13 protein-coding genes and 2 pseudogenes are annotated in these 14095 nt (G+C 49.5%); 6 read left to right on the plus strand and 9 right to left on the minus strand.

Annotated elements, in window-relative coordinates:
* Positions 1–95: 95 nt before the first annotated feature.
* On the plus strand, positions 96–1664 hold the full coding sequence (gene tyrR, locus K7X24_RS01820) for a transcriptional regulator TyrR (RefSeq protein WP_224552539.1): 1569 nt from the start codon (positions 96–98) through the stop codon (positions 1662–1664).
* Positions 1665–1715: 51 nt separating this feature from the next.
* Here the strand turns inward: tyrR and tpx are convergent, their stop codons facing one another.
* Together tpx and mpaA are read right to left on the minus strand one after the other, a co-directional pair.
* Positions 1716–2219 carry a thiol peroxidase gene (gene tpx / locus K7X24_RS01825; RefSeq protein ID WP_039288920.1) on the minus strand — a complete coding sequence of 168 codons (504 nt, stop codon included), beginning with the start codon at positions 2217–2219 and terminating at the stop codon, positions 1716–1718.
* Between the two features lie 79 nt (positions 2220–2298).
* On the minus strand, positions 2299–3018 hold the full coding sequence (mpaA, locus tag K7X24_RS01830) for a murein tripeptide amidase MpaA (protein WP_130639865.1): 720 nt from the start codon (positions 3016–3018) through the stop codon (positions 2299–2301).
* Between the two features lie 164 nt (positions 3019–3182).
* On the opposite strand from mpaA, the gene K7X24_RS01835 reads away from it, so the two are divergent.
* From K7X24_RS01835 to K7X24_RS01845, 3 genes are all read left to right on the plus strand, one after another.
* Entirely contained in the window at positions 3183–4799 is a 1617-nt protein-coding gene (locus K7X24_RS01835) for a peptide ABC transporter substrate-binding protein (RefSeq protein ID WP_318013116.1), read from the plus strand.
* 124 nt (positions 4800–4923) lie between these two features.
* On the plus strand, positions 4924–5907 hold the full coding sequence (gene zntB, locus K7X24_RS01840) for a zinc transporter ZntB (RefSeq protein WP_010295877.1): 984 nt from the start codon (positions 4924–4926) through the stop codon (positions 5905–5907).
* Positions 5908–6399: 492 nt separating this feature from the next.
* Entirely contained in the window at positions 6400–6576 is a 177-nt protein-coding gene (locus K7X24_RS01845; RefSeq protein ID WP_010295880.1) for a hypothetical protein, read from the plus strand.
* Positions 6577–6697: 121 nt separating this feature from the next.
* On the opposite strand, the gene ttcA is transcribed toward K7X24_RS01845, so the two are convergent.
* From ttcA to K7X24_RS01865, 4 genes and pseudogenes are all read right to left on the minus strand, one after another.
* On the minus strand, positions 6698–7633 hold the full coding sequence (gene ttcA, locus K7X24_RS01850) for a tRNA 2-thiocytidine(32) synthetase TtcA (protein ID WP_224552542.1): 936 nt from the start codon (positions 7631–7633) through the stop codon (positions 6698–6700).
* A gap of 77 nt (positions 7634–7710) precedes the next feature.
* A pseudogene (locus tag K7X24_RS01855) lies at positions 7711–7977 on the minus strand (site-specific integrase); the annotation flags it as partial.
* A 68-nt stretch (positions 7978–8045) separates the two neighbouring features.
* Positions 8046–8225: pseudogene (locus K7X24_RS01860) on the minus strand (IS3 family transposase); the annotation flags it as partial.
* An 85-nt stretch (positions 8226–8310) separates the two neighbouring features.
* A complete protein-coding gene (locus K7X24_RS01865) occupies positions 8311–8685 on the minus strand; it encodes a hypothetical protein (protein WP_224552544.1) in 375 nt (124 codons plus the stop codon).
* A 375-nt stretch (positions 8686–9060) separates the two neighbouring features.
* Here K7X24_RS01865 and K7X24_RS01870 point away from each other — a divergent pair, with 375 nt between their 5' ends.
* Both K7X24_RS01870 and ompW read left to right on the plus strand, forming a co-directional pair.
* Positions 9061–9237 (plus strand): YciY family protein, encoded by a 177-nt coding sequence (locus tag K7X24_RS01870; RefSeq protein WP_157983758.1) that lies wholly within the window; start codon positions 9061–9063, stop codon positions 9235–9237.
* A 907-nt stretch (positions 9238–10144) separates the two neighbouring features.
* The gene (gene ompW / locus K7X24_RS01875; RefSeq protein ID WP_224552546.1) at positions 10145–10777 is read left to right on the plus strand and encodes an outer membrane protein OmpW; all 633 of its coding nucleotides are present in this window, start codon (positions 10145–10147) and stop codon (positions 10775–10777) included.
* A 210-nt stretch (positions 10778–10987) separates the two neighbouring features.
* Here the strand turns inward: ompW and K7X24_RS01880 are convergent, their stop codons facing one another.
* The 3 genes from K7X24_RS01880 to trpB form a co-directional block, all read right to left on the minus strand.
* Positions 10988–11707: an oligogalacturonate-specific porin KdgM family protein gene (locus K7X24_RS01880; protein WP_224552548.1), complete on the minus strand. Its 720-nt coding sequence runs from the start codon at positions 11705–11707 to the stop codon at positions 10988–10990.
* A 385-nt stretch (positions 11708–12092) separates the two neighbouring features.
* Positions 12093–12899 carry a tryptophan synthase subunit alpha gene (trpA, locus tag K7X24_RS01885; RefSeq protein ID WP_039531521.1) on the minus strand — a complete coding sequence of 269 codons (807 nt, stop codon included), beginning with the start codon at positions 12897–12899 and terminating at the stop codon, positions 12093–12095.
* Positions 12899–14092: a tryptophan synthase subunit beta gene (gene trpB, locus K7X24_RS01890; protein ID WP_170310025.1), complete on the minus strand. Its 1194-nt coding sequence runs from the start codon at positions 14090–14092 to the stop codon at positions 12899–12901. Before trpB ends, trpA begins: the two co-directional genes overlap by 1 nt.
* Between the last annotated feature and the right edge of the window lie 3 nt (positions 14093–14095).

A 14095-nucleotide genomic window follows, 5' to 3' on the forward strand; every position in this document is an offset into this window, starting at 1 on the left:
CAACTTTTGCTGCCACCTTACTTCATCCGGTGCAAACGAAAGGGTATTATCAATAGCAATAGCCATGTCGTGTCTCTTGAAGAAGGTAGCCGTTGATGCATCTGGAAGTGATTTGTGAAGACCGCATTGGTATGGTCCGTGAACTGTTAGATTTACTTGCGTCACGTAATATTGATTTACGTGGCATTGAAATTGCGTCTATTGGTCGTATCTACCTCAATTTTGCCACCCTCGATTTTGATGATTTCCGTCTGCTGATGACGGAAATCCGCCGTATTGAAAGCGTTAGCGATGTGCGTACCGTGGCGTTCATGCCCTCTGAACGTGAACATCGGGCGTTGAATGCGCTGCTGGAATCGATGCCTGAACCCGTATTCTCGTTGGATATGAAAGGAAAGTTGGAGCTGTTTAACCCTGCCGCGTTGGCGCTGTTTGAACAATCGGCAGAGACCATCAGCGAATTAACGATTGGCAGCATGATCCCCAGTTTCAATTTTGCCAGTTGGCTGGAAAAGAACAGCGCTGTCGTGGCGGAGCGTGTGGTGATTCGCGGTCAGGATTTCTTGCTGGAAATGACGCCAGTCCGTCTGGAAGATGATGCCGGGAAAGTGGCAACGGCGGGCGCGCTGGTGATGCTGAAATCGGCCGCTCGCATGGGCCGACAGTTGCAGAATCTCGCCGTGAACGATGAAAATGAATTCGATCATATCGTGGCTGTGAGTCCGAAAATGCGTCAGGTGGTTGAGCAGGCGCGCAAATTAGCAATGCTGGACGCGCCGCTGCTGATCGTGGGCGACACGGGGACGGGCAAAGATATGTTGGCGCGTGCCTGCCACCTGCGCGGGCCGCGTGGCAAGAATCCTTTCCTGGCACTGAACTGCGCGGCGTTACCCGATGATGTGATGGAGAGCGAGCTGTTCGGCCATGCGCCCGGCGCGTATCTCAATGCGCAGGAAGGCAAGAAAGGCTTCTTCGAACAGGCGAACGGTGGGTCGGTTCTGCTGGATGAAGTTGGTGAAATGTCGGCACAGATGCAGACCAAATTGCTGCGTTTCCTGAATGACGGAACATTCCGCCGCGTCGGTGAAGATCACGAAGTCCATGTCGATGTGCGAGTGATTTGCGCGACCAAGAAAAATTTATTGGAACTGGTGCAGCGCGGTGAGTTCCGGGAGGATCTTTATTATCGCCTCAATGTACTCACGCTGATGTTACCGCCGCTGCGCGAACGTCCGGCGGATATTATGCCGCTGGCCGAGCTTTTCGTGGCGCGCTTTGCCGACGAACAGGGGATTTCGCGTCCCAAATTGGCCGCAGATGTGGAACATTTCCTGCCGCAGTACGGCTGGCCGGGTAACGTTCGTCAATTGAGAAATACCATTTATCGGGCGCTGACGCAGTTGGAAGGTAACGAACTGCATATGCAGGACATCGATCTCCCGGCGTTTTCGATTGATGTGCCGCAAGATGAAACCCTGCTTGATGGCTCGCTGGACGACATCAACAAGCGCTTCGAGCGCTCCGTGCTGACCCGCCTTTATCAATCCTATCCAAGCACACGCAAACTGGCGAAACGCTTAGGGGTATCGCACACGGCGATAGCCAACAAACTGCGGGAATATGGGCTCAGCCAACGCAAATCGGCGGGGGATGACGAGGAGTAAATAACAAAACGGCTGCTTGCGCAGCCGTTTTTCACGTAATGCCAGTGTCGCTTATTTCAGAACAGCCAGTGCTGCGTCGTAGTCTGGTTCAGTGGTGATTTCGTTCACCAGTTCGCTATGCAGCACGTTGTCGTTTTCATCCAGTACGACAACCGCGCGAGCGGTCAGGCCTTTCAGCGCGCCATCAGCAATAGCAACGCCATAGTTTTCTTTAAACTCACCGCCACGCAGGGTAGACAGCACAACGACGTTGTTCAGACCTTCCGCGCCGCAAAAGCGGGACTGCGCGAACGGCAGATCGGAAGAGATACACAGAACAACGGTGTTATCCAGTTCAGAACCCAGTTGGTTGAATTTGCGCACGGACGCGGCACAAACACCGGTATCGATGCTTGGGAAAATATTCAGGATTTTGCGCTTGCCAGCATAGTTGCTCAGCGGGGTATCGGACAGATCTTTAGCCACCAGAGTAAATGCTGGGGCTTTGCTTCCTTTGGCTGGGAATGACCCTGCTACTGGCACAGGATTGCCTTGAAAATGTACGTTCTGTGACATGTTTGCGTCCTTAATTACAGGTGATTAACACGCTGCTCAGTTTAGGGCAACATTAGCAACATTGGTATAAAAATTACGATTAAAATTGCTGGCTTAGCAATGCCACCATCGCTTTCAAGTAGCATTCGCTGGCGGCATCTGCCGAGATTGGCGGAAGCTCAGCGGTAATGCAATGAAGCGAACGATCGGCGCACCAACTTCCGAAAGAGCCAGGTGTGTCGTAACCGATACTCGATACTAACGGCAGCTCGCACTGTTGCGCCAACCATCGACCCAGATCGGAACGATGTGGATCCTCAATGCAGGCGAGTGGCTCATGAAAAGAGACAACCCAGTGAGGATTAAGTTTCTCAATCAGCGTGCAAAGGGCTTTTGTTTCCGGCTCTGAACCCGCGGTTTCACCGGTAGATAGCTCGACATCACGTTCATCTGCGGCGCTATTCCAGCGGTAGACCGTCTTCCCCGGCTGCCAGTTACTGGCCGGAAAATTGCGATTGAGATCGACGCCGTTAGCGTTGGCACGCAGCCCCAACTGACAGCCATCCGGGTTCACCGCAAGAATCACATGGTGGCGACGCTGGCCTGAAAAGAGGGTACGCAGCGCGCAGGAAAGCGCTACCACTGCCGCAGTCTCATCACCGTGTGTTCCGGCAATAATCAGTCCGCTCTCTGAAGGGGCTAATTCGGCTGGAAAGTAGAGTAATGGTGCGCCCAGCAGCGATTTCCCATACGGTTCGCCCAGCGACGGCAAATTACCTCGTTGCTGGCGCGCCTGAAGAGGAATGATTGTGTTTTCCATGATACCGCCCTGTGATTGCCTATGCGTTTCATCATAAAAAAATCGGCCCGGAGACGCAAACGGCGATGCAGGCTGACAAATTGCGGGGTATCGCTGGATGATAGCGCTGATTTCTGACTATTATATTCTTCAATCAATTCATTACGCTTTCAGGTCAAATCATCATGCACTATGGATATTCTGCATTTTATGCCGCGTTGATGGCGGCCATGACGGGCAATGCTGTCGCGGCGCAGGTTCCGGCGGGAACGATTCTGGCTGAAAAGCAAGAAATCGTCCGCCACATTAAAGATGAACCAGCTTCTCTCGATCCGATAAAAGCGGTGGGGTTGATGGAAGCGCAGGTGGCGCGCGATCTGTTTGAAGGGCTGGTCAATCAGGATGCCAAGGGTGACATCGTCCCTGGCGTAGCGCTGCGTTGGCAGACGACCGATAACCGCACGTTTATCTTTACCCTGCGAGATAATGCCCGCTGGTCTAACGGTGAACCCGTTACGGCAAAGGATTTTGTTTACAGCTGGCGTCGTCTGGTCACGCCTGAAAACAGCTCGTCATTCGCCTGGTTTGCCCGACTTGCGGGGATTCAGAATGCTGAGCAGATTCTTGCGGGCAAGTTGCCAGCCGATCAGCTTGGCGTGACGGCCGTCAATGACCACACGCTGAAAGTGCAACTTAGCAAGCCAGTGCCTTATTTTGTTAGCCTTACGGCGAATTTTAGCTTGTTCCCGGTACATCAAGCTACGGTAGAAAAATTCGGAAACGACTGGACGAAGCCGGGAAATTTGGTCGGAAATGGCGCGTTTAAGCTGGATCATCGCGTCGTGAATGAGAAACTGGTGCTCACGCAGAATCAATATTATTGGGATAACGCTAACACGCGCCTGACGAAGGTAACCTTTGTTCCGATCAATCAGGAATCGAACGCGACAAAACGCTATCTGTCCGGTGATATCGATATCACCGAGTCATTTCCTAAAAACCTGTACCAGAAGCTGCTGAAAGACTTGCCCGGTCAGGTTTATACGCCAGAGCAACTTGGCACCTACTATTATGCGTTTAACACGCAGCGTGCGCCGACCAATGACGTACGAGTGCGAAAAGCGCTGTCTTACGCCATCGACCGTAAAGTGATTGCGGAAAAAGTATTGGGCACAGGCGAAAAGCCAGCCTGGCACTTTACGCCGGATGTCACCGCGGGCTTCAAACCAACGGAAAGCCTGTTGCAGCAATATTCTCAGGATGAGCTGGATGCGCAGGCAAAAGCGCTGATGGCAGCCGCAGGTTACGGCCCAAATAATCCGTTGAAATTATCGCTGTTGTACAACACGTCGGAAAGTCACCAGAAGATCGCGATTGCCGTGGCCTCCATGTGGAAGAAAACGCTGGGTGTAGACGTGCGCCTGTCTAACCAAGAGTGGCAAACCTACATCGACAGCCGCAATAGCGGTAATTTTGACGTCGTGCGGGCGTCTTGGGTCGGTGATTACAACGAACCGTCGACATTCCTCTCGCTGCTGGCCTCACATCACAGCGGAAATATCGCACGCTTTAAAAATGCGAATTACGATCGCATTCTGGATGAAGCAGGCAATCAGACTAACCCGCAGGCGCTGAATACGGACTACAACCGAGCTGAGCAAATCTTGATGGATGAAGCACCGATTGCGCCGATCTATCAATATACCAACGGACGCTTGATCAAGCCCTGGGTGAAGGGCTATCCCATTACTAACCCTGAAGACGTGGCGTACAGCCAGATGCTTTACATCGAAAAACATTAAGTACCGTATTAATACATCGAATGATGTGGCGATAAAGCCGGAGCGATCGTGATGGTCACTCTGGCTGGTAGCGTGCAAAACTGATAGCAAAAGCGCTGATAGTAAAAACCGTTGGAGGCAAGACGTGGAATCCTTTGCAGGAAAAGAGTTGCAACACAGCGGTGCGGTTCATGCGTATCAGTTGGATGGGAAGGGGGGCGTGACCCCGATTGGTGAGCAGGATGTGGTTAACAGCGAAAAACCCTGCTGGCTACACCTGGATTCTACATTGCCCGCCAGCGTGCGTTGGCTGAATAAAACGACGCTGGTGCCGGATAGCGTACGCAATGCGTTGGCGGGGGAGAGCGCTCGCCCCAGAGTCACGCGTTTGGGGGAAGGTACGCTGATCACGCTGCGCAGCATTAACCTGAATGCCAATGCGCGGCCAGATCAACTGGTGGCCGTTCGGGTGTTCATTACCGACAAGCTGATCATTTCTACCCGACGTCGTAAGATTCTGGCTATCGACGAAATTCTTACCGACCTGAAGGAAGGCAATGGCCCGACGGACAGCGGAAGCTGGTTGGTCTCCATCGCGGAATCGTTGACCGATCATACCAGCGAGTTTATTGATGATTTGCATGAGAAAATCATCGATCTGGAAGAGGATTTGCTGGAGCAAAAAATTCCACCGCGCGGTGAGCTGGCGCTGATCCGCAAACAGCTTATCGTGTTACGCCGCTATATGACGCCACAGCGCGATGTGTTCTCGCGTATTTCCGGCGAAAAACTGCCCTGGATGCAGGATGACGATCGCCGCAGAATGCAGGAAATCGCCGATCGATTAGGGCGCGGGCTGGAAGATCTGGATGCCAGTATTGCGCGTACCACGGTACTTTCGGATGAAATCACCGCCTTGATGACCGAAGCGATGAACCGCCGTACCTATACGATGTCACTTTTGGCGATGGTTTTCCTGCCGACGACGTTCTTAACCGGCTTATTTGGCGTCAACTTAGGGGGAATTCCCGGCGGCGATGCGCCGTTTGGTTTTTTCACGTTCTGCCTGATGTTGGTGATATTGGTGGGCGGCGTTGCATGGTGGTTAAAACGCAGTAAATGGCTATAACGACTCGTGCCGAACGGGTGCGCAGATAATCACAAACTGTCGTGAACAGCTAAAAAACCACGCGTAAATTGAGCAATATCAACATTTTTTACCCTGTTGTGCGGCACTATCATTCCCGCAGGTGAATGCAACGTCAAGCGATGGGCGTTGCGCTCCATATTGTCTTACTTCCTTTTTTGAATTACTGCATAGCACAATTGATTCACACCATGCCGACAGTTTTGTCGGCTTTTTTTTGCCCCTCGATCCTGACCTTTTCCGCTATTCCTCAAGCGACGTTGCCAAATGCCTTTGGCATTTTATTATGGTGGGCTACGCGCCACACCCTTCGGGCCGTCGCAGGCGACGTTGTAAAATGCCTTTGGCATTTTATTCATTAGCTTACTAGGCTTAAAGGGAAGCGCTGGCGCTGTTTGGTCAGCCGTAACGCATGTCTGTACTGCTTCAGTAGCTGGATTTGCCTTAACAGTATCCAACACCGAGGAGGAAAATATGCTCACTCAAGACGCCACGGATTATCTGCAAGCCGACACGGTTCCGGTTGAACCGATTCCCATTATACCGAACGATCCGACACCTCGTCCGCTTCCCGATCCTCCGCCCATTCCTGATCCGCCGCCGACAGGGCCGGAACACGAGCCTGTCACTGAACCACTGCAAGACCGATAGCGGCGCTCTACGCGGCAGAGAATAGCAATAAAAAACACGGTGGTGAAACAGCAACCGCTGCTTCTTGCCACCGTGTCTCTATTCGTTATGGTAATGCCATTCCCTCACGGGAATGTCGCGCTTACTTTATTTCCAGCACGTCAAGGCGGGTCACGGATGGCACGTCGTCATCTTCTTCCGGCTGCCAGCCAACGGGCTGCAACGGCAGTTCTTCACGGTCAAAAGCCAGATCGCCACCATCCACCACGTCGCTACCGTGACGAATGCCTTTAAAATCGAACAGCGCATGGTCGGCAAGATGAGATGGCACAACGTTCTGCATGGCGCTGAACATGGTCTCAATACGGCCAGGATAGCGTTTGTCCCAGTCGCGCAGCATATCTTTAATCACCTGACGTTGCAGATTTGGCTGCGATCCGCACAGGTTGCACGGAATAATCGGATATTGACGGGCTTCAGCAAAGCGTTCGATATCTTTCTCACGGCAGTAAGCAAGAGGGCGGATGACGATATGTTTACCGTCGTCGCTCATCAGCTTCGGCGGCATGCCTTTCAGCTTTCCGCCATAGAACATGTTCAGGAACAGCGTTTGCAGAATATCGTCACGGTGGTGACCGAGGGCAATTTTCGTTGCGCCGAGCTCCGTCGCGGTACGATACAAAATCCCGCGGCGCAGGCGTGAACACAGCGAGCAGGTGGTTTTTCCTTCTGGAATCTTGTCTTTCACAATCCCGTAGGTATTTTCTTCGACGATCTTGTATTCCACTCCGATGCTATCAAGGTACTGCGGCAGAACGTGCTCAGGGAATCCAGGCTGCTTCTGATCCAGATTCACCGCGACCAGAGAAAAGTTAATCGGCGCGCTCTGTTGCAGATTGCGCAAAATTTCCAGCATGGTGAAGCTATCTTTCCCGCCAGACAGGCACACCATAATGCGGTCGCCTTCTTCGATCATATTAAAATCAGCGATAGCTTCGCCGACGTTACGACGCAGGCGCTTTTGCAATTTGTTCAAATTGTATTGTTGTTTATGTTTAATTTGTTGATTTTCTGACATTTTTATCTGTGCTCGTTGCAAAAGGCATTGCGGATGGAAAACGGTTCAGCGCAGACGCCAACACGGTCTGCACGATCATGGCGTGTATGGTACGGATTACGGCGACGAATGCCAGATCGTTTTACAGCGGTGTTCCTGAATTGCCCGATGGACGAGAAAGAGTAACTAATTTTTTGCTCACCTTTGCGCAATCGCGGTAGAAAAACGAAGTGTAAATGCTGGATTTCAGTAAGGCCATATTCTCTGTGGCGATAGACAATGCCATTCGGTCGCTGGTTCCCCGTGATTTTTATTTGTGACAGGAGTGCTTCCAGAGCCGGTTTAAGTAAGGTTACTGTGCGGATTATTTCACGCCGCTGGAGCTTGTTGCCAGTTGGCGAAATGATCTTATCCACGTAAATTGGACTCAGTCCTAAGTAAGGCTCTGATTTTCACACTGTTCCGAGCTAAGACCGCCATCAGCACTATGCCGACGCCTGCGGTTATAATCACACTTGATATAATAAAGTATTATTGTTCTTGTCACTTCCCTGCTACCAACATATTCACCGTGGATACATTCCATTTTCAGCGAATGAAAAAAGCTTTCCATGCCCCGCATTAGTTGGGAACGTCTCCATCGCGCTCACAACGGGAAACCCCGATGGAGCGCTCACCGTACTCTGATGCAAAGCTATTTAGTCATTTAGTTTAACTATAAGGGGAATACCCAATCCAACAACATTATCAGCATTGTAATAATATAGCGTGCCTACAATATAATTATCATTACCTTTTGGCAGAGATTTAAATAGCAATGTAATGTATCTATCCTTACCCCATCCAGAACTTTTCTCTGCGGTACTAATAACACTAGCACTCTTTTCATCTGAAGACTGTTCAAATTTAGATCCAGATAGGTGATACATATCAGTAATAATCCCATCGGGTATAACCAAAGCTTCTATTCTGGCATTTTTAGTCTCTGGGGCGCCATTTGTATCAAATGTAAATTCTATTTTTACCGACTCATTAACACGCGTGATAGGGATATTTTTTTTGATTAATACCATTAGTTATAACTGTCATATTATATATTCTTTTATATATTTTTCTTTTAAATGAAAAACTCATAACAATACAGGGGGAAGCATCGTGCTATTTATTTATAGCTGAGCGTAATAACATTTTCCATCTGAAATGCCAATTTTAATTATATATCCCCATATCCCCATATCCCCATTCGAGCATGTCCTGATATCGGCAGCTCTGTTTTGTTGCTATATTCAAGGTAGCACCTAAACGGATTTATCGTGCGACTACGGCCTTTATAGGGCATAAAAAAGTTATGAGTAAGAAGACAATGGTGGAGAGGGGGATTCACCGATTGTCGTCACGCATTAGGGGGGTATAATGTCCGGTGTGAGTGGATTAACAAGAGTCGTATAATGAAACGCAGTCGGAATGAAGTGGCCCGCTGGCGGATGTTGCGTCAGGTTCAGCGTAGAAGAAGTCGTTGGTTAGAGGCTCAATCACGTACTTATCGCCATATTCGCTCTGCCCGTTATTTGCAACAAAAGCAACAACGGCGGGCATTACTCTATGCGGTAACCTACGACTGGTAAGCCAGTGAGGAAAATAGCGATCCGAGGTATGGTCGCTATTTTTTTACCACGAGTTTGATCCCTCAGCGGTTCACCTCATTGCCGGAATGCGTGGCGTCATCTCTCTCTGGTCAATCATCGAGCTAACATCAGCCTCTGTTGAGGGCTGGATAAACAGCAACACCGAGGTATGTAAACGTTCCGTTTGCTCCAGATGTTGGCTTGTTCAGTTGCGATTTTTAGCTAGTGGGATTGGCGATTTGCCTGTTCGGAAAGCCGATGGTTATCCGCCGCCACTCGGTCGACCTGTGTCACCAGACCTTTCTACATTTGAATGACACTAGTTTGAACTGTTCCACTTCCCATGTGCCGCGCGTCTCACATTGACTGGGTGGCGGTGTATCGCTGGCGTTCAGGCAGCCAGTCGATTTTCTTGGTCATAATGCAGCAGGACGGTGCAGGCGGTGAACAGATAGATCCAGCCAGACTTTCCAGTGGAACAATTCACGCTCCCTGACGTGTCGTAGGGAAAGATCGTGAAGTAGGATTAATATTCCGGTTGCAGCCACGGCAACATGACGGTCGAGAAGTCAGGTTAGCATTCATAACGACGGCAGTTTTTGAAGATTCAGGATGTGTTTTAACGAATACAAATCTAAACGTTCTGACTGCCGTTTTCTATTGGTTCACGCTAGCTTGCGATGAACCATATTTGTGCTCTGTGCTCTGTGCTCTGTGCTCTGTGCTCTGTGCTCTGTGCCTTGTTTTTTGATTTGGATCAAATCTATAGATTTTAATTGGTTACCAATAAATGATTTAGTTCAATTTGGTCGTAAAATCTTCAAAAGATGTGATCTGGCTTAAAACAAGAATACCTACTTATGGGTATATTTCGCTCGAAATTTAAACCCTATAAATGGAGTGGGTAATGAAAAAGACATCTTTCTTATTGTTGGCGGCGGCGCTCATGCCTGCATTGGCACAGGCTCATCAAGCGGGTGATTTCATTGTTCGGGCGGGTTCAGCAACCGTGCGCCCTGCTGAAAGTTCGGACAATGTGCTGGGGTTGGGGGAGTTTCAGGTTAATAACAATACTCAACTGGGTCTGACCTTCAGCTATATGGTGACGGATAATATCGGTGTTGAATTGTTGGCGGCCACCCCGTTTAACCATAAAGTCGGCTTACAAAGCACTGGAACAATCGCAGAAGTGAAGCACCTGCCGCCGTCTCTGGTCGCACAGTACTATTTTGGCGACGCTCAGGATAAATTGCGTCCCTATCTGGGCGTTGGTCTGAACTACACGATGTTCTTCGATGAGAAATTTAATGATACGGGGAAAGGTGCGGGCCTAAGCGATTTGAGCCTGAAGAATTCTTGGGGTGTGGCTGCGCAGGCTGGATTGGATTACAACCTGGACAAGAATTGGTTAGTCAATATGTCCGTGTGGTGGATGGGTATTGATACTGATGTGAAATTTAAAGCCGGTAACGATCAGCAAAGTATCCATACTAAACTTGATCCATGGGCCTTTATGTTTGGCGTAGGCTATCGCTTCTGATTGTTAATTTAGTTTGATGTGAAGAATAAAAAATTTCTGGGAGAGATTTTTAACGTTGCGTCAGCAACGGCTCTTAAGGGGGCGGCTAGGGATGGCACGCCATAAAAAACGGCGACGTGAAATAACGTCGCCGTTTTTATAGACAGGAAATAACAAACCAATAAAGAGAACGCTATTTTATAGCAGCAATTATCTAGATGGCATTAGCCATTAGAAATTGTATTGTACACCAACGCGGTAGCGAGTTTGACGCTCATCAGTAGTTTTGCTACCAGAAACGTTACCGACTTGAACGTAAGGCGTCCAGTTTTTGTCGAATTTATAAGCCAGTTTAACATCGTGGGTCATGTCATAGTTCTCGTTGTCAGCGAGGTAGCCAACAGAACCGGCTTTAGTTTTCTTGTCGTATTCAAATTCGTATTCAATGACAAAATTCGCTGGCAGTTTGTAACCCAATGTACTGGTGATGGTGTAGCCTTTCATATCTGAAGGGGCTGAAGTACCAATGCTGTCACTTTTGCGCAGGTAGGATGCACGGTAGCGCAGGCCATAGTACAGAGAATCTGTGATGTTGGCCGTTCCTTTGATATAAGGACGATAGTTGTTGTCTTTTGAAGAGGAAACCATATTTAAGCCAGCTTCCAAACCAAAGGTTTTATCGAATTTGTACTGATAGCTAGCGGTGACTTCGGTACCGGTGCTGACCGTTTCGTTATAGGGTTTATTTGGCGTTTTATCGTTGTCAGATTGACCCCACTTGGCTTCCATTGACAGGCCAAAACCGTTGCCAAAACGGTGGGACATCAGCAGACGGTCTTTATGATCGTTCTTTGCCGTATCTTTCATTTCATGACGATAGTCAATCGTCACAGCCATGGAGCTTAAGCTGATTAAGGAGGTTACCACCATCGTCAATATTTTAGCTTTCATCTTATTATCCCAAGTCAAAGAGAATTATTATTTAAAAACGCGCTGCCACTTTTGTTCAGCGGTTCCATTCTATTTATTATTTCTTACAGTAATGTGAACAAGATCGTTAAAAAGAGAAAATTTAAAATGATCTCATTTCTGTGATTTTCTTCGTGTTTTATTAGTGGGGTTTATGCGGTTTAAAAATTAACGGTTATTTGATTCATTTCTTTAATAAGGAATTAAATAATTATTTCAATTTGAAAACATTTCTTACAATTATAATGAATTGGACATTAAATAATAATTGAAGATACTGATGTTTAATTAAATGAGAAATAATTTGAAACATTATTCGGCGCGCGATAGGACTTGTATAAAGCACAAATCGCGCGCCTGAAAAGTGTTATGAACGCGTAGCGGCTTTCATTTCACTTACAAAGGCGTGTAACTCTGACAGCATCACATCAGGCTGGTTCAGATTTTTTTCGATAATCCGTACGATCGCGGAGCCAGAAATGGCACCCGCTGCGCCTGAGGCTAACGTTTCGCGCACTTGGGCAGGATCGGAGATGCCAAATCCTTGCAGCGGCGGGGCAGCATGATATGCGTTCAGTTTGGCAACCAGATGATTCAGCGGCAGTTGCGCGCGCTTTTCAGCCCCAGTCACGCCCGCACGTGAGACTAAATAGGTGTAGCCACGGCCATAAGAGGCGATCTCACGCAGCAGTTCATCGTCAGCATTGGGCGGACAGATAAAAATGGGGGCAATGCCATGTCGTAGCGCTGCTGTACGGAATGGGGCAGACTCCACCACCGGAACATCCGCCACTAACACCGAATCGACGCCAACCTGCGCGCAGCGCTGATAAAATTCATCAATACCGTTGCTGAAGACCAGATTGGCATACATCAGCAGGCCAATCGGGATTTCCGGGTATTTTTGACGTATTGCTGCCAGCATTTCGAAGCATTGGTCCGGTGTGACGCCTGCGGCAAAGGCGCGCAGATTGGCGTCCTGAATGGTCGGGCCATCCGCCAATGGGTCAGAGAAGGGCACGCCGAGCTCCAACGCGTCAGCACCGGCGGCAATTAGCGTGTCGATAATTTTCAGGGATTGCCCGGGAGAGGGATCGCCCAGCGTAACAAATGGAACGAACGCGCCTTCCTTTTTCTCTGACAGGCGGTTAAATAACTGTTGATAGCGTTCCATTAGATTTCTCCCCGATCTTTCAAAATATCGTGCACGGTAAAGATGTCTTTATCACCACGGCCGGACAGGTTGACCACCAGCAGTTGCTCTTTCTCCGGTTCCGCTTTAATCATCTTCAAGGCGTGTGCCAGTGCGTGGGAAGATTCCAGCGCGGGAATAATCCCTTCACCGCGGCAGAGCGCTTTGAAAGCATCCAACGCTTCGTCATCGGTAATCGAGACATAGTCGGCGCGGCCGATGCTGTTCAGATAGGCATGCTGTGGCCCTACGGACGGGAAATCCAGCCCGGCGGAAATAGAATAGGATTCTTCAATTTGCCCGTCAGACGTTTGCATCATCGGGGACTTCATACCGAAATAAATACCAACGCGGCCGTGTTTTAACGGTGCACCGTGCTGCCCGGATTCAATGCCCAAGCCGCCAGGCTCAATGCCGATCAGACGGACGTTTGTATCGTCGATGAAATCAGCGAACATCCCAATCGCGTTAGAGCCACCACCGACGCAGGCGAGTACCGCATCCGGCAAGCGACCTTCTTTTTCCAGGATCTGTGCTTTGGTTTCCTCACCAATCATGCGTTGAAACTCTCGCACGATAGTCGGATAAGGATGCGGGCCAGCGGCCGTTCCCAGCAGATAGTGTGCCGTTTCATAGCTGCCGGACCAGTCACGCAGCGCTTCGTTACAAGCATCTTTCAGCGTGGAGGAACCGCTGTGAACCGGGATCACTTCTGCACCCATCAGACGCATGCGGAAGACGTTCGGCGACTGACGCTCAACGTCTTTTGCACCCATATAAACGCGGCATTTCAGGCCAAGCAGGGCGCAAGCCAGCGCCGTTGCGACACCGTGTTGGCCCGCCCCCGTTTCGGCGATGATTTCGCTTTTACCCATGCGCTTAGCCAGTAGAGCCTGTCCGAGCACCTGATTGGTTTTGTGCGCACCGCCGTGCAGTAAATCTTCACGTTTCAGGTACAGCTTGGTTTTCGTCCCAGCGGTCAGGTTTTTACACAAGGTTAACGCTGTTGGGCGACCCGCATAGTTTTTCAGCAGATCGGTAAATTCGGCCTGAAATTCAGGATCTTTCTGTGCACTGACGAAAGCCTCTTCCAACTGGCGTAACGCCGGGATGAGGATCTGCGGAACAAATTGTCCGCCGAATTCACCGAAGTAAGGGTTGAGTAATGTCATAATTTT

Origin of the sequence: Pectobacterium versatile (assembly GCF_020166435.1) — a bacterium.
GTDB classification, from domain to species: domain Bacteria; phylum Pseudomonadota; class Gammaproteobacteria; order Enterobacterales; family Enterobacteriaceae; genus Pectobacterium; species Pectobacterium versatile.

What these genes read in the sequence shown, in the direction of transcription:
- K7X24_RS01870 (WP_157983758.1), top strand. Translation starts at nt 9,061, where the DNA reads ATGAAACGCAGTCGGAATGAAGTGGCCCGCTGGCGGATGTTGCGTCAG.
- tpx (WP_039288920.1), bottom strand. Translation starts at nt 2,219, where the DNA reads ATGTCACAGAACGTACATTTTCAAGGCAATCCTGTGCCAGTAGCAGGG.
- K7X24_RS01835 (WP_318013116.1), top strand. Translation starts at nt 3,183, where the DNA reads ATGCACTATGGATATTCTGCATTTTATGCCGCGTTGATGGCGGCCATG.
- K7X24_RS01880 (WP_224552548.1), bottom strand. Translation starts at nt 11,707, where the DNA reads ATGAAAGCTAAAATATTGACGATGGTGGTAACCTCCTTAATCAGCTTA.
- K7X24_RS01845 (WP_010295880.1), top strand. Translation starts at nt 6,400, where the DNA reads ATGCTCACTCAAGACGCCACGGATTATCTGCAAGCCGACACGGTTCCG.
- ompW (WP_224552546.1), top strand. Translation starts at nt 10,145, where the DNA reads ATGAAAAAGACATCTTTCTTATTGTTGGCGGCGGCGCTCATGCCTGCA.
- trpA (WP_039531521.1), bottom strand. Translation starts at nt 12,899, where the DNA reads ATGGAACGCTATCAACAGTTATTTAACCGCCTGTCAGAGAAAAAGGAA.
- mpaA (WP_130639865.1), bottom strand. Translation starts at nt 3,018, where the DNA reads ATGGAAAACACAATCATTCCTCTTCAGGCGCGCCAGCAACGAGGTAAT.
- ttcA (WP_224552542.1), bottom strand. Translation starts at nt 7,633, where the DNA reads ATGTCAGAAAATCAACAAATTAAACATAAACAACAATACAATTTGAAC.
- tyrR (WP_224552539.1), top strand. Translation starts at nt 96, where the DNA reads ATGCATCTGGAAGTGATTTGTGAAGACCGCATTGGTATGGTCCGTGAA.
- K7X24_RS01865 (WP_224552544.1), bottom strand. Translation starts at nt 8,685, where the DNA reads ATGGTATTAATCAAAAAAAATATCCCTATCACGCGTGTTAATGAGTCG.